Raw genomic sequence first — 22,093 nt, forward strand, 5'->3', positions numbered from 1 at the left:
GCTTGGGGGTGGGCTATGCGGGGGGCTTGGGCGTGCTTGTTTTGTGCTTGTTTTTAGGGCTAAATCCGGGCAAAATCCCTTTTGATGTGATTTTAATCATCATGGCAGTCATTAGCGCTATTAGCGCCATGCAAAAGGCTGGGGGCTTAGATTACTTGGTCAAAATCGCTGAAAGGATTTTAAGGAAACACCCCAAGCAAATCAATTACCTCGCGCCAAGCGTGGCGTATTTTTTAACGATACTAGCCGGCACCGGGCATACGGTTTTTTCTTTAATTCCGGTGATTGTGGAAGTGAGCCAGAGCCAAAACATCAAACCCAAAGCGCCCTTAAGCTTAGCGGTCGTCTCCAGCCAAGTCGCTATTACTGCAAGCCCGGTGAGTGCGGCGGTGGTGTTTATGAGCGGTATTTTAGAGCCTTTAGGAGCAAATTACCTCACCCTTTTAATGGTTTGGATCCCTACAACTTTTTTAGCATGCATGCTCACGGCGTTTATGATGGGTTTTACTGATTTAAAGTTAGATAGTGATCCGCATTATTTAGAGCGTTTGAAAGTGGGCAAAATCTCACCCCCTAAAATCAAAGAAGAAAAAGAAATCTCAAAAAGCGCGAAATTATCGTTATGGATTTTTATCGGTGGGGTTGTAGCGATCGTTTTTTATGCGAGCGCGATTTCTAAAAATATCGCTTTGATTAGCCCGGTGGTTTTAGGCAGAGATTATGCGATTGTGTCTTTCATGTTGAGCGTGGCGACTCTCATTGTGATTTTTTGCAAAATCAACGCTAATGAAATCGCGCATTCAAGCGTGTTTAAATCCGGCATGCAAGCGTGCGTGTGCGTGTTAGGCGTGGCGTGGCTAGGCGATACTTTTGTGAGCAATCATATAGATGAAATCAAGCGATACGCTTCTTTTTTGATCGCTGATTACCCGTTTTTATTAGCCGTAGCGCTTTTTTTGGCTTCCATGCTTTTGTATTCGCAAGCTGCCACCTCTAAAGCGCTCATCCCAAGCGTGATCACAGCCTTAGGCATTAGTGCTCATCACACCGAGCATTTGTATATTATCGTGGCTTCTTTTGCGAGCGTTTCGGCGTTGTTTGTGTTACCCACTTACCCTACTTTACTAGGAGCGATCGCTATGGATAACACCGGCACCACTAAAATGGGCCGTTATGTGTTTGATCATGCGTTTTTGATCCCTGGAGTTTTAGTCGTGTTTTTGAGCGTAGCGTTAGGGTTTGTTGTCGCGCCGTTGGTTTTGTAGATTTTATCACCAACGATAAAAAGCTTGACGATTTTTCTAAACCCCCCTTAAAAAAGAGGGTTTAAAGCATTCAGTAAGCGAACACATAATTGAGGTACACGCTATAGAGCCTTCGGTATTTTAGTTGAGTGCCTAAAAAAGAATAGTAATTGGTGTTAATGGTGGGGATTTTAACGCCTAATTCCATGCCATGTTGCGCGGAATGTTCGCTGTCTTTTTTCTTTTTCATAGCGAGATTGGTTCTCAAGCCGAGATTGAACAAGAATTGGAAATTGGAAGCATTGACTTTCGTGCTGTAAGGGTTATTGAACGCTGTTAAATTCACGTATTGGGAATTAAGCCATGTAGTCCCTGCCAGTTGGATGCCTCCAAAAAGACCCACAGAGAGCTTGTTGTTCTTTTTAGTGGCTTTATCGTTGAGAAAGTTAAACAACAAATCGCTCCCACCGCCATAAGTCCATACATCAGAAGACGAATTGAAAAAGCTAGATTTGATATAGCCGTGGTTGTAATCAAAAAAGCCATAATACCTTAACCCCCATCTTTTCTTTTCCCCAAAGAATTGCTTATAGCCCACTTGCACGCCAAGCCCATTCATTGCGCCGTTGTTGTTTTGAGAACTGATCATGCCCACTTTTTTAAAGGGGTTATTGCTCATCGCCGCTAAAGCTTGAGAGAGTTGGGATTGCTGCTCTGGGTTGATTTGGTAGTTGTATTGGCCTGCTGCTGGGGCGTTTTTATCGTAAGGTAGCGTAACGATGTCGTTTGTATTGACTTGATTGTGCGGGAGTTTAGAAATCTCTTGGCTCAAATTCCTAGCGTTGTTATAAGTGGTTACGATTTCTGCTTCATTGGATTTTAGGTTATAAACATCTCTAGCCACGCTTAAAGCCGCATCCACCCGATTGCCGTAATAACTCACGTTGTTTTGGATCGTCTGAACTTCTTGGTTCAAATTCACCTCCTGTCTGTAAGGGTTAGTGGGCGTTGAACCCGCATTGGGTATTTTCAAGTAGGCTTTCTCTAGATACTTATACTGCTCTGCAGGGATAGAACTAAAGAGGTTGAAAATGTCTTGAGCGTAAGAGATGATTTGCTTTTGGTTTTGAGCGAAAGCGTAGATGTCTTTAGCGAAATTAGGGTTTGTTTGAGATCCTGTAGCTTGAGCCTGCAACTGAGTGGATAGGGTGTGGTTGCTTTGAGAAAGCGTAACCGCTTGTTGCAAGATAGGTATCATCGCCTTAATGTTGTTAAACACCGCGTATTGCGTGGGGTAATTAGTGGATGTGATAGCACCGGATACGTTTGAAACGCCACTGATGACGATATTTTTCCATATCATAGCCGTCTTGGTTTCTGCGATCAAATTCATAAGCTTTTGCGCGGTTTCAAGAGCGCTGCTTACGGTTGAGTTTGGTGTGTTTGATGAGTTTGATGCTGAGTCTGTTGCAGCACACCCGGATAAAGCGCAAAGATTGTTGCCTTTAGTGGTAGCGTTTTGTTGGGCTGCTTGGAGGCTTTCAGCGAGTTTTTTCATCTCGTCGTAAGTGGTTTGATTCATCGCGCAGTTTTCAAGTCCTGAGCAGTTTTTTACAATCGTTTCAAAAGGAGGGTTACCCTGGACATTAGCGGGTTTTTGATTATTCTTATTGCCCACAAAAAAAGTGAGGTAATTCCCCGCATAAAGACTCCAAAAACCCAATACCGAAGTGATAACGGCTTGCACGGCGTTAAAGATGGGTGATTGGGTGGTGCTGTTGTAGTTGTTGTTGGTAAAGCTTTTTAAAAAGTTTAAAGAGCTATTGACCAGCTCAATGTTGTTGGCGTTTTGAATGCTTTGCTTCAATGAAGCCACTTGGTTTAAATACTGGCTTAATTGCTCGTATTTTTCGTTCAAGTTTTTCAATTCACCGGTGTTTTTGACCATTTGCACCGCTTCGCCGATTTGATAGCCCGCGCCCACAAAAAAGCCGTTGTCTTCAGCGTGGAGCGATGAAGCGAGAGAGAGAGAGAGAGTAAAAATCGTTTTTTCATAAAAGTGTTCCTTAAAGTAATTTTTTGTTGCAAAAATATTCTAAAATGGTAATAGATTTACAATGAATTTAATTTTACAATAAATTTATTGGATTTCAAAAAAAAAAAAAAAAAGGATTTGGGGTATTTTAACTTTTTTATCTTTGAAGCGTTGATTTTTGTAACGATAAAATCATCTTTTGAATCTTATCATCAGTATTTAATAAGAACGAAGCCAATCTAAAACAAAAACGCGTAGCTCACAAAAACTTCTTTATTCCTAAAAACGCTGAAGTTTTGTCGGATCGTTTGTTGCTGCCACACATTGCTAACGCCAAAGTTTTTCCAACTTTGCGCGCTCAAGCTGTAATAAGGGATTTTTAGCCCCACATTGAAGCGGTTGTGTTTGCCTATATACAAAGAGCCTCCAAAATTCACAAAAAACCCCCCACCTGCGGCAAAAAATTTATTCTCTTGATTGGTGTTTTGATTTTTATATTGAGAACTCCACAATATGGCGTATTCCACCCCACCCCCACCAAACACGCCTATTTTAAAAAACAGCATTTTTTCCGTTTTTAAAGCGAGTTTTAAAAGGGTGTCTATAGGGAGATTAACAAACACATTCACATTCAAACCAAACGCCATGAAATGCCCGTTATCAAAAAGGAAGTTTTGGGGGTTTGGGGTTTTTTGCAAATTTAAAGAGCCTTGAGCGTTTGAAGCAGGATCGTAGGTTTTAATCGCGCTTGGGTTATAATTCGCTTGGGATAAAAGGGTATTACCCCCCACTTTTTGACCTAATTGCGCTTTAGCGTATTCTACATCCCCCCACACCCTTAAGCCTAAAATATGGTATTTATCAAAAGCTATTTCATCGCCTATTTGCCCGGTATAAGATAAGTTTTTACCTCCCTTATAATAGGCTTCTAATTTCTCGCCATAACACACGCTATTAGGGCAAGTGGGGTTGTCTTTATAGGCTTGTTGCCACATGCTTGTGCGCATATTAGCCCCTGTGCCTAGCCTAAAACCCAAATAAATGTGGTTTTTCGTTTTAAAAAAAGGCGTTTTTTCAGCGGCATTGCCCCACAAAACCCCCAAACTCGCTAAAAAAATGAACGCTTTCAAACGCTTTTTTGATTCAATTCTACCCATAATGGCACTTCACTTTGTAACATCTCTTGATTAAAAAATTCCTCTATGCCCTCTCGCATGCTCTTTATTTCTGTAAGGGTATTGACGCAATTACGAAACGCGCTCGCTTGCATTTCGCCCTTAGCGTAAGCATGCAAATTTTTCCTGAACATGATTACCCCCCTATCCCCATAAAACTCCACCATTTTATCAAAATGTTCTAAAACCAAATCTTTTTTCACGACTGCGGGCAATTCGGTGGTGTTGTTTCTGATTTGCCAAAATATCCATGGGGCTCTTAAGGCCGCTCGCCCTATCATTAGCCCATCCGCTTGCGTGATTTGCAAGACTTCAAAGGCTTTTTTCACGCTGTCAATTTCGCCATTGGCTATCACAGGCTTTTTTAAAATCTTTTTCATTAAAGCGATGCTTTCATAATCTATTTTGTCTTTTTGGTATTTGTCGCTTCGTGTCCTCCCATGCACCACCACATAATCCACCGGCGCATCATTTAGGGCATGAGCGATTTCTTTAGGGATTTTCTTTTCAAAGCCTAAACGCACTTTCACGCTTGTGATCTTTTTATTGGTGTTTTCTCTAATCACTTTTAAAAGCTTCACTAAGTGGTTTAAATCATTCAATAGCCCGCTCCCGTTACCATGATTAGCCACTTTAGGGGCAGGACAACCGCAATTAAAATCAATCCCACTCACATGATCTAAAGCGTTGATTTTTTCAACCGCTTCTTTGACTACGCTTTCTTTAGAGCCTGAAATTTGCACCATGAAATGATCTTCTAAAGGGGATTTTTCCAACATTTTAGAAGTTTTATCAAACGCATACACTAACGAATGCGAGCTCACCATTTCGCTTATGGTAACATCCACGCCAAATTTTTTCACCACGCTTCTAAAAGGCAAATCCGTATAGCCTGCTAGAGGAGCTAGAAAAAGCCATTTTTTATTCTTAAAGTCCATCCGCTCTCATATCAAAGTTTTTTGCTGTATTTTGACACAATCAAGGTTAAAAAGCGCTTTAAAACTTATCGCTTGATTAAAATTAACTTTTACAGATCCATTAAACTCTGTTTAAAACGGGTTAAAAAATCATGCGTTGGCTGTTTTAAAAATTCTGCGTATAAAACAGGTCGTAAGCGTTTAGGGATATTCAACCGCCTAGCCTTGTCTTTAAAATCCTTTGGCATGCTTAAAGTTTTTGGGGGTTTAAGAGCGATAAACGCATGCTCTTTGTCGCTTTCAATGATGAATTTTTGAGCGATTTCTAGGCTAAAAAGATTGCGTTTGATTTCTTCTTTTTGAGAAAAGCTCAACACATACCCCTTTTGCTTTAAGATTTTATCCACCATAAACAGCGCGTTTTGCGAATACTTAAAAAAAGTGATCCCATGCCTTTGTGAAACGGGCGTCAAAGAATAAAGCCGCTCTTTTTCTTGATCCAAAAATTTAAAACTTTGGATAATGCCCTTAGAATAGTGTTGCATCAAGGAATTAGCGTAATGTTTCCTGAAAAAATTGCGTTTGAATTTTAAAGAAGAATTAGAATCGTCTTCAAAAAATTTCCGATCTTTAGCGAGCGTTTTAAGGGTGTCTTTAGGGGTGTAGAGCAAGGGGCGCACAATCGCATAAAACCCTCTTTTTTCATAGGCTTGAAAGCCTAAAAGCGTGTTTAGTCCGGCACCTTTACTTAATTGCATCAAAAACCATTCCAGCCTGTCATTCAAATGGTGCGCTAAAATCAAATGCTTGTAAGAATGCTCTTTGATTAGGGTTTCAAAAAAATCATAACGGATCTTTCTCGCTTGCATTTCAAAATTGCACACGATTTTTTGAGCGTAATGGATGTAGCATTTTTTATGGTGTGTTTTTGCGAGTTTTTGAGCGTGTTGGATGATTTCAAGGCGTTGTTTTTGCGTGTTATAATCCACTAAAGCGATGTCAAAAGCGATATTTTCTCCAACTAAAAGATGAAACAAGCAAGTGGAATCCAACCCACCTGAAAAACCCAATAAATTTTTCCCCTCCCTTAAAGGCTCTAAATAGGGTTTAAAATCTCGTGCTGTCAAATCGGTATTAAACGCATGCTGAATGGGTTGCGCTTTTATGAAGTTTCCTTGTGGGTTAAAACGCCTTTGAGTAAGCTTGCGCCTTCTATGCCTAAAATTTCATTCCTGAGTTTTTCCACTTCATTCAAACCTGGAGCTTTTTGATGAACGGCTTCGTTGCGGATGTTTTGAATAAGGCTTAGGCTTCTTGAAAAAGGATAATTGATGAATCTTTTTAAGTTTTCTTCTAAATGGCATTGGATTTTTTCGTGTCTGAGTAAAAATTTAACGCTCCCAAGATTAGGCTTTTGAGTGAAAAAATCTTCAAGTGTAAAAGATTTTCCTTGGACTTTATAAACTAAATCATAAAGGTTGGGATCTTTTTTGCAAGCCTTTAAAAGAACTTGTTTAGCAAAAGTATAAATTTCGTATTCTAAGGTTTTGGAGTATTTGATGATGATGCTGGTAAAATCATTCAAAAGATCGTTTTCGCTTTCTAAAAGCTCTAATTCGGCATGGATGATGTTATTGATGCTGTCAGGGTGTAAGAGATAAAAAAGCCTTTTGCCAAAAACAAAACGCATGAAATTTTCTTGCATCATTAAATATTCTTTGCTTTTATACACGCTCAGATAATGCTTTTCATCGCCTAAAAAGTAAGAACGCTCTTCTTTTAACTTAAACCGGCAAAGGATAGACATAATTATTCCCATAAATAGCGTAAGTGTGGTTGTTTGGGGCGATAAAATTGGCTAAAAATCGATCCCTTAAAAGGCTAAAATCTTCCCTGACTAATTCCCTTAAATCGCTAATAACAAAAAAGTCTTCCACTTCCAGATTTTTTTCTTTATAATAGCTAGGGATCAAACTCTCATCAATCTCTTTAGAAACCTTTACCACCTTAGCGGCAAATAAATTAGCGTAATCGGTCAAAAAAAGCTGCAAAAAATTTTTTTCATTGGTGGCTTTGTAAATCTCTTCTAAGGAGTCTTGCTTTTCTTGATCATTAAGCTTTGATCGGATCTTACCAAAGCCCACTTGGGATTTTTCCTGCAAAACGCTTAAATGTTGTTGGATAACATCTTGTTGATAGTAAGGGTTATAAAGGATTAAAAGGTGGTTCATGCCCTATCTTATTTTAGGATTTCTTTGAGGTTTTGTTTGATCTCATCAGGATTTTGTTCGTATTCTTGGATGAGATCTTTTAAGATTTCAAACAATTCGTTAAAATCTTGCGGGTATTCTTTCTTAAAACCCACGATCAAATCCAAAGTCTTGCTCGCCTTGTTTGATGGATCGTTTTCGCCCTCAAGAGCGTTTTTTATATCCAAAACCATATTGGCAATGCGAGCGCTTTGCATGGGGCTTGAAATGCGTTTGAATAAAAAACCCTTAAGCGCATTGGCGAGCTTAAAAGATGAGCAAATTTTAGAAAACATCGCCTTTCCTTATTGAAATATTTAAAATACCGCTTACTAGCCAAAAACTAGTAAGCGTTCTAGCGTTGGTGCATTCGGTATTTTAACATAAATTCAGTTCATTCCTCTTCAGGCTCAACATCTATGAAATCTTCGCCCTTGATAAAATCTTCGCCAGCTTGAATCCATTTTTCAAGACCTCGAGCGCACTCTTGCGTTTTTTTAACATTTTCTTCGCATTCTTGAATGCATTTTTCTAGTTCAAACACGCTTGGGAAACATGTTTGTTTGAATCTGGTTTCATCGTTGATGAGGGCTAAGATTTCTTGTTTTTGTCCGTCAAAATTAGATTTCATTTCTTCTTTAGCTTTTTCAAGTTTTTCTATTTTTTGGCTTTCTTTCCAAGAATCCCACATTTCAAAAGCAAGACCGATAAGCGGTAAACCTTTTTTTTCGCTGCCTTCTATCCCTGGCACATCCAGCAAAGTAAAGTTTTGATGGTTGTATTGGAAAGGATAAGATCGTGTTTTTAAAGTGAAATCGCTCCTCCCATCGCCTATGATCGCTCCATCTTGCAATGAATGGAGTTCGTTTAAAATATTTTATTTTTTGCGTTCATCATTTTGATAGTTGTTTTGGTAATTGGAATAAAGCCGCTTGAATCGTTCTTGTTGAACTACTTTACTTTGTTCTTTAAAAAACAGCCTCAAACATTCAATAAGGGTTGATTTCCCCGCACCGGTTTCCCCATAAAAGGCAATGGTAAAATTTTCCCACTCTTCATTATTTTTCAAGCTTTCAAGCTCTTTTAAACTTTCACGCTCTAATTTTTGAAACACCTCCAACGCTTCTTGGTTGAATTTCTTTAGTCTTTCATTTTCATTATCAGTGTTCTTAAAAATATTTTGAAGATTTTCAATACTGGCTTTCACATCAAGATAAATGTTTTTCATTTTTGCCCTCATGTTCGGATTTTTCTGACGCATTTTAACAAAAAAAAAAAAACGCAAACCCCCACGCTCTAGCCGCACTTTTAGCCTTATGGCTAACCTTTAAAAAGGGCTTAAAACCTTAGCGAGTAAGATATTGTCTTTAAAGGCGCTAGGCACAATCGTGTAATGCCCGGGTTGTAAAGGGGTGGTTAAGGCGCTGTCATTGATTAAAATTTCCCCATCCACTTCAGGCGCCCATCTCAAATCCCTTGCTTTGTAAAAATACTCGCCCTCTTTATGTTCCACTAACGCCTTAATGGGCTTATTCAACAAAGCCTTAAAAGAATGGTTTTGGTGTTTTAAAGCGATTTTATTCAAGGCTTTAATGCGGGCGTTGATGGTTTTTTTAGGCACTTTCTCTAAAGAATAGGCATGCGTGTTTTCTTCCGCGCTGAAAGCAAAAATATTCAATCTGTCAAACCGGAACTCGTCTAAAAACGCGCTCAATTCTTCAAATTCGCCCTCATTTTCTTCCGGATGCCCTACAATGATCGTGCTTCTGATAAAGCTTTCTTTAACCTGCTTCATGGCATCTAAAAGCTTTAAATGGTGCGCTTGGCTGGAGTTGCGCCGCATCTTTTTGAGCATGGAGTCGCTGATATGCTGGATGGGCATGTCAAAATAATTTTGAAAAATGGGCGAGTTTTCAATCGCACCAATCAACTCTAAAGTGGTGCTAGAGGGGTAGAGGTATAAAATACGCGCGCTCTTTAAGGCTTGTTGCTTGTCAATCGCTCTAATGAGTTGGATCAAGCCGTCTTTTTGCCCCTTATCGTATAAAAATGAGCTAGAGTCTTGAGCGATAAAAGTCATATCCTTATAGCCTTTAAGAGCCAGATTTTCCACTTCTTTTAAAATGGAGTCCAATTCCCTGCTTTGTAATTTCCCCTTAAAGCTAGGGATAGCGCAAAAAGAGCATTTTTGGTTACAACCCTCAGAAATTTTAACATAAGCATGCACGCTCGATCCCGTGATGATGCGCGCGTTATAATGCTCGCTTAAAAACACTTGCTCGCTGAATTGGTTTTGTTTTTTAGCGATCAAAATATCAATTTTGTCATAATCCCCAACGCCGGTGAAAATATCCACTTCAGGGATCAGCTCTTTGATTTCATCTTTATAGCGCTCGCTCAAGCACCCGCTCGCAATTAAAATCGCTCCCTCTTTTTTGTCTTTAGCGGCGTTGAGAATGGTTTGGATACTCTCTTGTTTAGCGCTTTCAATAAACCCGCAAGTGTTAATAAGGATCACATCGGCTTTTTTAGCGTCATCAGTGAGCGTGTAGTTATAAAGCTTGCCTAGCATCACTTCTGAATCCACCAAATTTTTAGAGCAACCTAATGAGATTAGGCAAAGTTGTTTGTTCTCTTTAACCTGCATGTTAATGGCTTTTTAAGTTTTTCAAATCCACTTCCCAAAAGAAATCAATCCATTCAGGAGCGTCTTTTAAAAACGCATCGGCTTTGTATTTCGCGCTTGTTTTTTGGAACAAACTCGCGCTATAAAACTTTTTATCAGGGTGTTTGTCTTGCAACACTTTAAGCACCGCTTCTAAAGAATTGCCGCTATCTACGATTTCATCTACCACCAAAATGGTTTTTAAATGCTCTTTGATCGTGGGGATATTTTCAATTTTTAGGGCGTTTTGTCGGTGGGTGGTGTCATAAGAAATCGCATTGATGCTATAAACTTCCCTTAAATTCCAGTGCAAACTCAAAAAATGCGCTAAAGTCATGCCCCCTCGCATCACACACACAAGAGCTTCTGGGATACCGCAAAGGCGCTCCACTTGTTTCACTAATTCCAAGCTGTCTTTCAAAAAGGTTTCATAAGAATAATGCATTGTGATCCTTAAATTTCATGATATTGCTTCAAAAAGGTTGTATTCGCCGTGCCGTCAAACTCCCTTAAATCCAAATCGTTTAAGGCTAATTCTAGGGCGTTTAAAGCGTAGGCGCTTTTATAAACAGGAATGATCCCCATGTGGTTGATGCGAATGAGCGCGTCTTTATAAGGCTCTTGCCCGCCCGCAAATTGCACTTGGTATTTTTCTTTTAAAAGGTTTCGCAATTCTTTGGCATGCTCGCTGACAATCGTTGTCATGCTCAAGCTCGGGCTTTTAGGGAAAAGCTTCAAACCGAGCGCTAAAACGGCTTTTTGAGTGGCTAAAGCAACTCTTTTAGTCTCCTTATAGAGCGCTTCAAAGCCCCCTAAATTTTGCACCAATTCAAAATAGCGCTGCAACCCTAAAGTGTGTAAAATAGGAGCGGTGTAGCTTGTGGTGTTATTCCTTTGGTTTTTCAATTCGCTCTTCAAATTGAAATAAAACCCCACATTGCGTTCTTCTATGCGATCAATCGCTTTTTGGCTCAATGCGATTAAGCTCATCGCAGGAGGCAGCATGAACGCTTTTTGACTCCCTCCAATGAGCGCATCCACATGCGTTATTTCTAAAGGCTCAACCCCTAAAGCGGTGATCGCATCTACTATTACAAAAACATTGGGGTTAGTTTCTTTGATCGCTTGAGCGATTTTTTCTGCAGGGTGTCGTAACCCCCCACTAGACTCGCATGCTTGGATGCAAAACGCATCAATGTTAGGGTTGGCTTTAAGCGCGTTTAATATTTCATCTACTTTGGCGGGTGTGTCCCATTCATAAACTAATTCATGGGCTTTGATAAAATGGGCTTTAGCGATCTTGCCAAACCTTTCGCCAAACTTGCCCGCATTAACAAAAAGCAACTCTTTTTGACACAAGGAAATCACGCTCGCTTCCATAGCCCCCGTCCCGCTGCTGCTTAAAAGCAAAACTTCTTCTAAACCGGTCATTTTTTTTAAATTTTCTCGCACGCTTTGGAAAATCTTTTCAAAATCTTTGGTGCGGTGGTGGGGCATTGGCTGAGAAAAGCTTGTGCGCATCTCTTCATTAATGGCTACAGGGCCTGGAGTGAAAAGCAACATTTTAAAATTAACCTTTAATTTTTAAAGAGAATTTAAAAGTTATCATACTAAAACGCGCTTAAAATTAAGCCTTATTGTTTAAGAAAATCGCTTTTTAATGCAAATAAAATGCTAAAATGCCATGATTTAAAGAGAATTTAAGGCAATGATTGAACAAATTTAGTCTTCGTGCGTGTTTTTTAACCCTTTTTTTTAGCGGGTATTCTAAAAAAGCTCCAGGAACGATAGGGAGTTTAGTAGCGTTGTTACTGGGCTTACCCATTTTAATTTTTTCGGCTAACACTTTGTTTTTAGGGGCGGTTTTCATTGGGCTTATCGCTATCGCTCAAATAGATAAGGAAGAAGAAGAGACTAAGAGGCATGACAGCTCTTATATTGTGATAGACGAATTAGTGGGCATGTGGTTGGCGATGGCGGTTAGCGGGTTATCGTTAGCGGGTGTGGTTTTGAGTTTTATCTTTTTTAGGATCTATGATATTACTAAGCCCTCACTCATTGGCAAGATAGACAAAGAAGTTAAAGGGGGTTTAGGGGTGGTGGCTGATGACGCTTTAGCGGGTGTTTTAGCCGGATTGAGCGCGTTATTAGTCATCCATATTTTGGGATTTTTTAACATTAAACTTTGATTTTAAGAAAATTCAAAAGCCTTTTTTTAGGTAAATATAGATAGACTTTAATTGCAATCGTTTTTAGGGAGTTTGATCGTGGAGTTTTGCGTTTTATTTGGTGGGGCGAGTTTTGAGCATGAAATCAGCATTGTGAGCGCGATTGCGCTTAAAGGAGTGTTAAAGGATAGGATTAAATATTTTATTTTTTTAGATGAAAACCACCATTTTTATTTGATTGAAGAATCCAACATGCATTCAAAATACTTCGCTCAAATCAAAGAAAAAAAATTACCCCCCCTAACCCTCACACACAATGGCTTGCTTAAAAACTCATTCTTAGGCACTAAGATAATAGAATTGCCATTAGTGATCAATCTCGTGCATGGGGGCGATGGCGAAGACGGGAAATTAGCGAGCTTGTTGGAATTTTATCGCATCGCTTTTATAGGCCCTAGGGTTGAAGCGAGCGTGCTGAGTTATAACAAATATTTAACCAAGCTTTACGCTAAAGATTTAGGAATAAAGACTTTAGATCATATTCTTTTGAATGAAAAAAACCGCGCTAACGCCTTGGATTTGATCAATTTTAATTTCCCTTTCATAATCAAGCCTAATAGCGCCGGGAGCTCTTTAGGGGTGAATGTTGCGAAAGAAGAAAAAGAATTAATTTACGCTTTAGATAGCGCGTTTGAATATTCTAAAGAAGTCTTAATAGAACCTTTCATTCAGGGCGTGAAAGAATACAATTTAGCCGGTTGCAAGATCAAAAAGGATTTGTGTTTTTCCTATGTGGAAGAGCCTAACAAACAGGAATTTTTAGATTTCAAACAAAAATATTTGGATTTTTCACGCAATAAAGCCCCTAAAGCGAATCTTTCTAACGCCCTAGAAGAACAATTAAAAGAAAATTTTAAAAAACTCTATAACGATTTGTTTGATGGCGCGATCATCCGTTGCGATTTTTTTGTCATAGAAAATGAAGTGTATCTTAATGAGATCAACCCCATTCCTGGCAGTTTGGCCCATTATTTGTTTGATGATTTTAAAACAACGCTAGAAAATTTAGCGCAATCATTACCCAAACCCCCTAAAATCCAAATCAAAAACTCTTATTTGTTGCAAATCCAAAAGAATAAATAAATGGCCAAACGCAGTATCGTTTATTTGGATAGCGTTTTTGACATTTCCTACACTTTTATAGACCACCATAGCCCTTTAAACGCCTTGTTTTTGCATGGCTGGGGGAGTTCTAAAGAAGTGATGCAACAAGCGTTTCAGGGCTGTTTTTTAAATTACAATCATTTGTATGTGGATTTGCCCGGCTTCAATCAAAGCCCTAACGATGAAAAAGTCTTAGAGACTAAAGATTATGCTAATATCATCAATTTGTTCTTAAAAAGCGTGGGTAAAAAAGCGCATGTCGTTTTTGGGCATAGCTTTGGAGGGAAAGTAGCGATTTTGTGTGAAAACGAACGGATGGTTTTATTGAGCAGCGCAGGGATATTAGAGCCAAAACCCTTAAAAGTGCGTTGTAAAATCCTTTTAGCTAAAATCTTTAAAAAACTAGGCTTGAATTTAGGGTTTTTGAGGAGTAAGGACGCTATGGGACTTAATCAAGTCATGTATGAAACCTTTAAAAAAGTAATTAGCGAAGACTTTAGCGATCATTTCAAACGATGCGAGAAGGAAGTTTTATTATTTTGGGGTAAAGATGATAAAGCAACCCCCTTAAGCTCCGCTCAAAAAATGCAAACCTTATTGAAAAGAAGTGCGTTATTCGTTTTAGAAGGGGATCATTTCTTTTTTTTAAACCAAGCAAAAGAGATTGAAAAACTAGTGGAGAATCATTATCATGCAAAGTCTTAGTTGGCTGAATTTGGCGTTTCGTTGGCTCTTTATAACAGGGCTTGGCTATTACATAATGACTTTATTGCAGTGGTATCATTACAGCGTGTTTAGGATTTTAACTAAGCATCATAAAATGCGTTGGCATGGGATTTATTTTGTATTGCCTTTAGGGGTGTTTATTTTATCGTATGCTTTCAAAATGCCGTTTGTTTTTGATTTCTTTTGCGGCGTTGTTCAAATGCCCATGCTCATTATTTGGGCCAAACGCAACGACAAGCCTTTAGTTTTCACGCCAAGGGTGAAGCGCTTTTTCATTTTCTTATTACTCTTTTTAATCTTGCATGAAATCTTAAATATAGAATTAGTCCCTTTGAACGGGATTTCGCTCGCGCTTGGCTATTTGTGTTTATTTATATTCGTTTTAAGCGCTTCTTTAATCTTTGAAAAAGTCCTATCCAAGCGGTATTTGCAAACCGCTAAAGACAAAATCGCCTCTTTAAAAAATCTAAAAGTCATCGCCATTACCGGAAGCTTTGGGAAAACCAGCACCAAAAATTTCTTGCTTCAAATCTTACAAACCACATTCAACGCGCATGCAAGCCCCAAAAGCGTCAACACCCTTTTAGGCATTGCGAACGATATTAACCAGAATTTAGATGATAGGAGTGAAATCTATATCGCTGAAGCTGGGGCAAGGAATAAGGGCGATATTAAAGAAATCACCCATCTCATTGAACCGCACCTTGCCGTGGTCGCAGAAGTGGGCGAACAGCATTTAGAATATTTTAAAACTTTAGAAAATATTTGCGAGACTAAAGCGGAATTATTGGATTCCAAACGCTTAGAAAAAGCCTTTTGTTATTCTGTAGAAAAAATCAAACCTTATGCCCCTAAAGATAGCCCTTTAATAGATGTTTCTAGCCTGGTTAAAAACATCCAATCCACTTTAAAAGGCACTTCTTTTGAAATGCTTTTAGATAGCGTTTGGGAAAGCTTTGAAACAAAGGTTTTAGGCACATTTAACGCTTATAATATCGCTTCAGCGATTTTAATCGCTAAGCATTTAGGATTAGAGACAGAAAGGATCAAACGGCTTGTTTTGGAACTCAACCCTATCGCCCATCGTTTGCAACTTTTGGAAGTGAATCAAAAAATCATTATAGACGATAGCTTTAATGGGAATTTAAAGGGCATGATAGAGGGCATTCGTTTAGCGAGTTTGCACAAAGGGCGTAAAGTCATCGTAACACCGGGCTTAGTGGAAAGCAATACAGAAAGTAATGAGGCTTTAGCGCAAAAAATAGACGGGGTTTTTGATGTCGCTATCATCACAGGGGAGTTGAATTCCAAAACGATTGCCTCCAAATTAAAAACCCCCCAAAAAATCTTACTCAAGGATAAGGCGCAATTGGAAAATATCTTACAAGCCACCACGATTCAAGGCGATTTGATTTTATTCGCTAATGACGCCCCTAATTACATTTAGGAAATGAACATGCAACATTTATACGCTCCTTGGCGCGAAAATTATTTGAAAGAAAAAATTAAGAGTTGTGTCTTTTGCGGGATTTCTCAAAACCCCACAAAAGATCCAGAAAACAGAGTGCTTTATAGAAATAGCGATCTCTTTGTGGTGATGAACGCCTACCCTTATAACCCAGGGCATTTGTTGATCGTTCCTCATGCGCATCAAGCGAGCGTGGAACTTTTAGATCTGAATACTTGGCTGAACATGAATAAATTAGTGCCTAAAATTTTAAAAGCGTTGTATGCTTATGGTGCTCAAGGGATCAATGTAGGTTTGAATTTGCACAGAAACGCCGGAGCAGGGATCCCTGAGCATTTGCACATGCATTTAGTGCCTAGGTTTTTAGGCGATAGCAATTTTATGAGCGTTATCGCTCAAACCAGGGTGTGCGGGATGGATCTTAATGAAACCTATCTTGCGTTAAAAAACTTATTAGAAAAGGAGCTTGGTTGAAAATTAACGCTTTTAGTTTGGGTGCGCTACAATTATTTTTAATTCATTTTAGGGAGTGTCAGCGATGAAGGCGCGTGGGTTTAAGACAAAGATGCGTGGGTTTAAGATTTTTTCAGGGAGCGCTCACCCTGCATTTGGCAAAGAAGTGTCAAAGCATTTAGGCATTCCCTTATCCAAAGCGGTGATAGGCAAATTCAGCGATGGTGAAATCAATATCCAAATCAGCGAATCGGTGCGCGGTAAGGATATTTTTATTATCCAGCCCACTTGCGTGCCTGTCAATGACAATTTAATGGAATTGTTAGTCATGGTAGATGCTTTAAGGCGCAGTTCGGCTAATTCTATCACAGCGGTGTTGCCGTATTTTGGCTATGCCAGACAGGACAGAAAAGCGGCTCCACGAGTGCCTATCACGGCTAAAATGGTCGCTAATTTGATGCAAGAAGTGGGGATTGAAAGGATCATCACGATGGATTTGCATGCCGGGCAAATCCAAGGCTTTTTTGATGTGCCGGTGGATAATTTATACGGATCTATCGTTTTTAGAGACTATATCCGCTCTAAAGCGTTAAAAAACCCTGTGATCGCTAGCCCTGATGTGGGTGGGGTTACAAGAGCCAGGTATTTCGCTAATCAAATGGGGTTGGATTTAATCATCGTGGATAAGCGCCGTGAAAAAGCTAATGAAAGCGAAGTGATGAATATTATCGGCTCAGCCAAGGAACGCGATGTGATTTTAGTGGATGACATGATTGATACCGCAGGCACGATCTGTAAAGCCGCTTTGGCCTTAAAAGAACAAGGGGCAACTTCTGTCATGGCGTTAGGCACGCATGCGGTTTTGAGCGGGAATGCGATCAAGTGCGTTAAAGAAAGCGCGTTAGATGAAGTGGTGGTAACGAACTCTATCCCTTTAGTTCAAAAATGCGATAGAATCACCACTTTAAGCGTAGCGCCCTTATTTGCGGAAGTGATCAGAAGGATTTATCATAACGAAAGCGTCCAATCGCTTTTCACTTAAAAAGGGGAATAAAAAAAGTGGGAGTGGTGGATTCTGTAGGACTTGAACCTACGACCAATCGGTTATGAGCCGAGCGCTCTGACCAGCTGAGCTAAGAATCCAAAATTCCCAAAGGATGGTTTGCTATTGTATCCAAAAATATAGCGAAAAGCAAGCAGGTTTTCTAGGATTGCAAACAGGATCATAAAAGTGATAAAACTGCTCCCCCCATAGCTGAATAAGGGTAAGGGAATCCCCACCACAGGGGCTAACCCTAAAGTCATGGCGATATTCACGCTGGAATAAACAAAGATTAAAATAGAAATCCCAAGCGCTACAATCTTTAAAAACCAATCGCTGTTGCTCTCAAACAGATAAAAAAATAGATGCAAACTCAAGCCTATATAAATCGCAAAAAGCAACATAGCCCCTAAAAACCCAAAACGCTCCACGAAGTAAGCAAAGATAAAATCGCTCGTTGCAATAGGCAAGAATTTGAATTTGGTTTGTGTGGAGGCTTCTTTAGATTTGCCTAAAAACCCGCCTGAACCTATAGCGATAATGGATTGCATGACATGGTAATTGGGCTTTTCAGAAAGAAAGTCTGCGATGCGCTTTTTTTGGTAATCATGCAAAAAATGATAAGCGATAGGCGAAGCCACTAATAGAGCGATAAAAAGAGGGAGCCACACCCTAGTCCTTAAACCCACGATCAATAAAATCCCAAAACCCATAATCAGCACAATAAGAGCCGTGCCTAAATCAGGCTGTTTTAAAATCAAAGCCGCCGGTAAGCAAATGTAAAAACTAAGCTTTAAAAACATGCCCCAATCATAGCCTTTAAAAGGGGGTGGGTTGATTTTAATCAAATGCGCTAATAGCAAAAGGATAGCGATTTTCACGGGTTCGCTGGGCTGTAAGGTGATAGAAGTAAAGGGAATGACTAGCCATCGCTGCGCCCCAAGCTTGCTCGATCCCATAAAATCCACTAACGCTAATAGAATCACGCACGCCCAATAAAACACAAACAGCCACCGATCGAGCTTCCTGAAAGGGATAAAAAACACGATCCAAAAGAGAAGAAACCCTATCGCATAATAAACCCCTTGCTTCAAGCTCAAAACCGCACTGCTCTCAAAAATCAATAAAAAAGAAACCACCAACAAGGGGATGATAAACACAAAAGGCAAAAGATCAAAATGCATCCAAATCCTTTTGTCTAATGCCATGCGTTTTTCATAACCCCTAATCTTATGGTTTTAATTTTTTGATTGTATCCAAATTGAGATAATTCTCCTTAAAGAGAGAAGTTATCATGCCAACTTCATCAGGCAAATTCACTTCGCCCGTCTCATCGTTGAAGCACTTTTCTAGCACTTTCAAATACGCAAACCCAAGAGCTTCTGTGATAACAACAGCGGTTATGCCAGAAATTGCACCCCCTACAACACTCCCCAAACCAGGAACAAATTTGATCATATTAACAAACGCTCTCGCTCCTTGCCCAATAGCGGTTACGCCTAAAATCCCTGTTATAAATGTTGGGGCTACAAATTTACGCAAACTCACTTCAAAAGCGTCATTCATTTTATAAATCATCCCTGCTTGAATGGGTGCAATAGCGAGCGCATCGCTAAAAGGTATGGGGATAAGCCCAGCCGCTCCTGCAGCACCGGATGCAACATGGATAATGGTTTTACATTCCTCTATCATGGCTTGTTTTCTCGCTTGGATATTAGCCTTTTGAATACTCAAAAAATGCCTTCTCTTATTTTCTTTAGCGTCTGAAAGACATTTTTCTGTTTCAGCTACCAACTCTTCTAAACCTTCAACAGGGACTTTCAACCCCCTAAATGAAAAGGCAACGGAATTGACCCTCACATAAGCTCTGACAAAACCTTTAAACCCCCCATTCTTCGTCTATGATCTCTTTAGTTTTTTTAACAAAGGCATCGCCGGCTTCGGCTTGAGTGTTTGTGAAAACGACAATCGTTGGGATATTCCAATTTTTAGCGAAGCTTAATAACTCTCTCTCTCTTGAATCCTACCAAAAGTCTCTTTAACGCACAAATACGCCACATCAATGGCTTCTTTTTCATTAAGCGTTTTAAAAGAATCTTCCATTTCTTTTTTAACGCTTTGCATGGTGTCGTGGTAATCTTTATCTTCAATGCCTTTAGTGTCCCACAAAATCAAGCCCTTCTGTTCATCAATGTATTTTTCAAGATGCTGAGTGATAGGCTTTCCTACGCCTGCTTTAGCGATTTCTTCACCAAATAGAGCGTTAATGAGCGAGCTTTTACCCACCCCAGTAGCTCCCATAAGCAAAACATTCATCTTTGGTTTTTCCTTTTTGATGACTTCGTGCAATTTTTCCATATTCAATCCTCCCTCTTTCCCATCAAGCGTGAATGAGTCGCCTAAAAAGCCACGCAAAACGCCGTTCAGTTTATCATGCCCATTATGTTCCATTAGAACCCCTTTTTTAAAATGATTTGAGCCACACAATGTTGTCGCACCGATTATAGCGTATTAAAATAATGAAATAGGATTTTTTTAAGGTTTTGAGTAGAATAATGGTTTTTAAAAATGCAAAAAGAGTTTGAATGCAAAAAGTTTTCATCGCCCCAACTAACCACAAACGCCTTGATGAATTTTTAGCCAAAGAATTGCAAATTTCTAAAAGCCAGGTATTGAATTTGATTAAAGAGGGGCTGGTGTTTTGTCAAAAAAAGGAGGTCAAAAAAGGCGGGCTAGCCTTAAAAGAGGGCGATAAAATCACGCTTTTAACGCCCAAAATCGCACCCAAACCCTTAAAAAAAGAGCTTGATTTAGAAATAGAAGTCATTTTTGAAGATGAAGACTTGTTGGTGTTGAACAAGCCCCCTAATCTAGTCGTCCATAAAGCCCCAAGCGTGAAAGAGCCTACTTTAGTGGATTGGTTAAAATCTCAAAATTACGAGCTTTCTAATCTTGGCTTAAAAGAGCGCTATGGGATTGTGCATCGTTTGGATAAGGATACGAGCGGAGGGATTGTCATCGCTAAAAACAATTTTACCCATGTCCATTTGAGCGAGCAACTCAAAACTAAAACAATGGGGCGCTACTATATCGCCTTGCTTTCAACGCCCTTAAAAGAAGAAAAAATGAGCGTGGAATGCTATTTGACAAGAAACCCTAATAACCGCTTAAAAATGATAGCGCTCAAAGCGGCTAAAAAAGAAAAAAGCCGCTATTCTAAAAGCGCATTTACTAGCTTGCTGACTTCTCAAAATGGCATGGATTTGATAGGGGCTAAACTATTCACCGGGCGCACGCACCAGATCAGAGCGCATTTAGAATATTTGAACAGACACATCATAGGCGATAATCTTTATGGGCTTAATCAAGTGCTTCCTAAAGAAGACATAAGAATCATGCTGCATGCCTATTTGATAGAGTTCAAACACCCTAGAAGCGAGCAAAAACTGCGCTTTAAAGTTCCCCTATTAAAGGATATGTTAGAATATCTTAAAAAAGTTTTTGACAAGGAGAATTTAGATGAGGTCTTGGATGAAGAAAAAATACTTCACGCTTTTATTACAAAGTAGTGTGGTATTAGCGGTTTTTATAGGGTGTTCTTCTACCAGGAATCATACTTTTTCAGCCCTTAACAATAAAGAAAATACAGACACTAAGCTTCCGGTAGTCCATTCTGTTAAAACCATTAACGATGTGAGTTCAGTAGGCTTTGAATGGCCTAAGATCGCTGACACTTACGATATTGATGGGTTTATTTTGTATCGTTTGAAAAAAGACTCCCAACTCAAAAGAATCGCCACGATTAAAAACCCTTATGCGACCCATTATTATGATGAGGGGCTAGAAACGGAGAGTTCTTACACTTATCAAATCGCTACTTACAAGGGCGATAAAATCTCTAAACTTTCAGAACCCGTTTTAATCAAAACCTCTTTTATCAATCCCGTAGAAAGCGTGTTTGCAAGTCTTGAATACCCTAAAAGCGTGAAAGTCTTTTGGAGCCCGCACCCTAACCCTAGCGTTTCTAAATACATCATTCAAAGACAGGATAAAGACGGCAAATTTTTAAATGTAGGGGCTGTGAAAAACCGCTTGTTTGTGGAGTATTTTGATAAAGATTTAGAAGATGGGAAAAAATACCGCTACCAAGTTATTGCGGAAAATTTCATGGGGGATAAGTCTAGACCCAGCATCATAGTGGAGGGAAAAACCAAAGATTTACCTAAAGAAATCACCAATGTTAGAGTGAGTCAAAACCTCACACGACAAATTGAATTGAGCTGGGATAAATCCACCCAAGAAGATGTGGTGGCTTATCGCATTTACGCTTCCAATAACCGCAACGATAAATACAAATTCATCGCTCAAACCACCAACACTTCCTATGTGGATAAGATAGAAAAAGACAATCTCGCTCGTTATTATAAAGTCGTCGCCCTTGATAAAACGCATCTTGAAGGGGCTTTACCCAAAGATCCTGCAATGGGCGAGACCGCTGACAGACCCGAAGCCCCTATCATCACTAAAGGGACTATTCAAGACTCTTCAGCCCTAATCCAGTGGGAAAATAACCCAAGCGCTAAAATAGCCACCTATGCAGTGTATCGTTTTGAAGCCAATTCTAAAACCCCTTTGCGTTTTGGGAATATCACCAAAAACCAATTCGTGGATAAGGACATGAAAGTGGGCGTGGCTTACCGCTATCAAGTGGTGAGCGTGGATAAAGATGGTTTAGAATCGCACCCCAGCAAAGAAGTGCGTTTGTTTTTAGAGCGCTAAAAGAGTTT

At 39.5% G+C, this 22,093-nt stretch carries 20 protein-coding genes, 1 tRNA gene and 3 pseudogenes; 9 read left to right on the forward strand and 15 right to left on the reverse strand.

Annotated features, from left to right (window positions below):
- A partial coding sequence (locus tag EAL87_RS02725) for an anaerobic C4-dicarboxylate transporter (RefSeq protein WP_120912884.1) occupies positions 1-1,265 on the forward strand: 1,265 nt, incomplete at its 5' end.
- 70 nt (positions 1,266-1,335) lie between these two features.
- Here EAL87_RS02725 and sabA read toward each other — a convergent pair.
- From sabA to EAL87_RS02780, 11 genes and pseudogenes are all read right to left on the reverse strand, one after another.
- Positions 1,336-3,299: pseudogene (gene sabA / locus EAL87_RS02730) on the reverse strand (Hop family adhesin SabA/HopD).
- A gap of 219 nt (positions 3,300-3,518) precedes the next feature.
- Positions 3,519-4,436, reverse strand: coding sequence for an outer membrane beta-barrel protein (locus tag EAL87_RS02735; protein ID WP_120912886.1), 918 nt, complete (start codon positions 4,434-4,436; stop codon positions 3,519-3,521).
- On the reverse strand, positions 4,406-5,392 hold the full coding sequence (locus tag EAL87_RS02740) for a tRNA dihydrouridine synthase (RefSeq protein WP_120912887.1): 987 nt from the start codon (positions 5,390-5,392) through the stop codon (positions 4,406-4,408). Before EAL87_RS02740 ends, EAL87_RS02735 begins: the two co-directional genes overlap by 31 nt.
- An 89-nt stretch (positions 5,393-5,481) precedes the next feature.
- Positions 5,482-6,498, reverse strand: coding sequence for a tRNA lysidine(34) synthetase TilS (gene tilS / locus EAL87_RS02745; protein WP_120912888.1), 1,017 nt, complete (start codon positions 6,496-6,498; stop codon positions 5,482-5,484).
- Positions 6,499-6,533: 35 nt separating this feature from the next.
- A pseudogene (locus EAL87_RS02750) lies at positions 6,534-7,602 on the reverse strand (HP0729 family protein).
- Positions 7,603-7,610: 8 nt separating this feature from the next.
- Positions 7,611-7,916, reverse strand: a complete 306-nt coding sequence (locus EAL87_RS02755; RefSeq protein WP_120912889.1) for a hypothetical protein — start codon at positions 7,914-7,916, stop codon at positions 7,611-7,613.
- A 98-nt stretch (positions 7,917-8,014) separates the two neighbouring features.
- Positions 8,015-8,350, reverse strand: a pseudogene (locus EAL87_RS02760) (LeoA/HP0731 family dynamin-like GTPase); the annotation flags it as partial.
- A gap of 147 nt (positions 8,351-8,497) precedes the next feature.
- Positions 8,498-8,848, reverse strand: coding sequence for a hypothetical protein (locus EAL87_RS02765; protein WP_120912890.1), 351 nt, complete (start codon positions 8,846-8,848; stop codon positions 8,498-8,500).
- Positions 8,849-8,947: 99 nt separating this feature from the next.
- Positions 8,948-10,267 carry a 30S ribosomal protein S12 methylthiotransferase RimO gene (rimO, locus tag EAL87_RS02770; RefSeq protein WP_120912891.1) on the reverse strand — a complete coding sequence of 440 codons (1,320 nt, stop codon included), beginning with the start codon at positions 10,265-10,267 and terminating at the stop codon, positions 8,948-8,950.
- A 1-nt stretch (position 10,268) separates the two neighbouring features.
- Positions 10,269-10,730: a phosphoribosyltransferase gene (locus EAL87_RS02775; RefSeq protein ID WP_120912892.1), complete on the reverse strand. Its 462-nt coding sequence runs from the start codon at positions 10,728-10,730 to the stop codon at positions 10,269-10,271.
- Between the two features lie 8 nt (positions 10,731-10,738).
- Complete coding sequence (locus tag EAL87_RS02780; RefSeq protein WP_120912893.1) at positions 10,739-11,848, reverse strand: pyridoxal-phosphate-dependent aminotransferase family protein; 1,110 nt, start codon at positions 11,846-11,848, stop codon at positions 10,739-10,741.
- Positions 11,849-11,997: 149 nt separating this feature from the next.
- Between EAL87_RS02780 and EAL87_RS02785 the strand changes: the two genes are divergently transcribed.
- The 6 genes from EAL87_RS02785 to EAL87_RS02810 all read left to right on the forward strand — a co-directional run bounded on the left by EAL87_RS02785 (position 11,998) and on the right by EAL87_RS02810 (position 17,306).
- On the forward strand, positions 11,998-12,474 hold the full coding sequence (locus tag EAL87_RS02785) for a phosphatidylglycerophosphatase A family protein (RefSeq protein WP_120912894.1): 477 nt from the start codon (positions 11,998-12,000) through the stop codon (positions 12,472-12,474).
- Between the two features lie 78 nt (positions 12,475-12,552).
- Positions 12,553-13,596, forward strand: a complete 1,044-nt coding sequence (locus tag EAL87_RS02790) for a D-alanine--D-alanine ligase (protein ID WP_120912895.1) — start codon at positions 12,553-12,555, stop codon at positions 13,594-13,596.
- On the forward strand, positions 13,597-14,322 hold the full coding sequence (estV, locus tag EAL87_RS02795) for a lipase EstV (RefSeq protein ID WP_120912896.1): 726 nt from the start codon (positions 13,597-13,599) through the stop codon (positions 14,320-14,322).
- A complete protein-coding gene (locus tag EAL87_RS02800; RefSeq protein ID WP_120912897.1) occupies positions 14,309-15,790 on the forward strand; it encodes a Mur ligase family protein in 1,482 nt (493 codons plus the stop codon). Before estV ends, EAL87_RS02800 begins: the two co-directional genes overlap by 14 nt.
- Before the next feature lie 9 nt (positions 15,791-15,799).
- Positions 15,800-16,285, forward strand: coding sequence for an HIT family protein (locus EAL87_RS02805; protein WP_120912898.1), 486 nt, complete (start codon positions 15,800-15,802; stop codon positions 16,283-16,285).
- Between the two features lie 64 nt (positions 16,286-16,349).
- The gene (locus EAL87_RS02810; RefSeq protein WP_120912899.1) at positions 16,350-17,306 is read left to right on the forward strand and encodes a ribose-phosphate pyrophosphokinase; all 957 of its coding nucleotides are present in this window, start codon (positions 16,350-16,352) and stop codon (positions 17,304-17,306) included.
- Positions 17,307-17,330: 24 nt separating this feature from the next.
- On the opposite strand, the gene EAL87_RS02815 is transcribed toward EAL87_RS02810, so the two are convergent.
- The 4 genes from EAL87_RS02815 to EAL87_RS02830 all read right to left on the reverse strand — a co-directional run bounded on the left by EAL87_RS02815 (position 17,331) and on the right by EAL87_RS02830 (position 19,757).
- A tRNA-Ile gene (locus EAL87_RS02815) sits at positions 17,331-17,407 on the reverse strand.
- The gene (locus EAL87_RS02820; RefSeq protein WP_014658452.1) at positions 17,369-18,514 is read right to left on the reverse strand and encodes an FtsW/RodA/SpoVE family cell cycle protein; all 1,146 of its coding nucleotides are present in this window, start codon (positions 18,512-18,514) and stop codon (positions 17,369-17,371) included. The genes EAL87_RS02815 and EAL87_RS02820 overlap by 39 nt, the downstream gene beginning before the upstream one ends.
- A gap of 22 nt (positions 18,515-18,536) precedes the next feature.
- Positions 18,537-19,166 carry a hypothetical protein gene (locus EAL87_RS02825; RefSeq protein WP_240444225.1) on the reverse strand — a complete coding sequence of 210 codons (630 nt, stop codon included), beginning with the start codon at positions 19,164-19,166 and terminating at the stop codon, positions 18,537-18,539.
- A 138-nt stretch (positions 19,167-19,304) separates the two neighbouring features.
- Entirely contained in the window at positions 19,305-19,757 is a 453-nt protein-coding gene (locus tag EAL87_RS02830; protein ID WP_120912900.1) for a GTPase, read from the reverse strand.
- 134 nt (positions 19,758-19,891) lie between these two features.
- On the opposite strand from EAL87_RS02830, the gene EAL87_RS02835 reads away from it, so the two are divergent.
- Positions 19,892-20,875 carry an RluA family pseudouridine synthase gene (locus EAL87_RS02835; RefSeq protein WP_120912901.1) on the forward strand — a complete coding sequence of 328 codons (984 nt, stop codon included), beginning with the start codon at positions 19,892-19,894 and terminating at the stop codon, positions 20,873-20,875.
- Positions 20,838-22,085 carry a fibronectin type III domain-containing protein gene (locus tag EAL87_RS02840; protein ID WP_162972574.1) on the forward strand — a complete coding sequence of 416 codons (1,248 nt, stop codon included), beginning with the start codon at positions 20,838-20,840 and terminating at the stop codon, positions 22,083-22,085. The genes EAL87_RS02835 and EAL87_RS02840 overlap by 38 nt, the downstream gene beginning before the upstream one ends.
- Positions 22,086-22,093 lie beyond the last annotated feature (8 nt).

Source organism: Helicobacter pylori, assembly GCF_003636935.1.
GTDB classification, from domain to species: domain Bacteria; phylum Campylobacterota; class Campylobacteria; order Campylobacterales; family Helicobacteraceae; genus Helicobacter; species Helicobacter pylori_CH.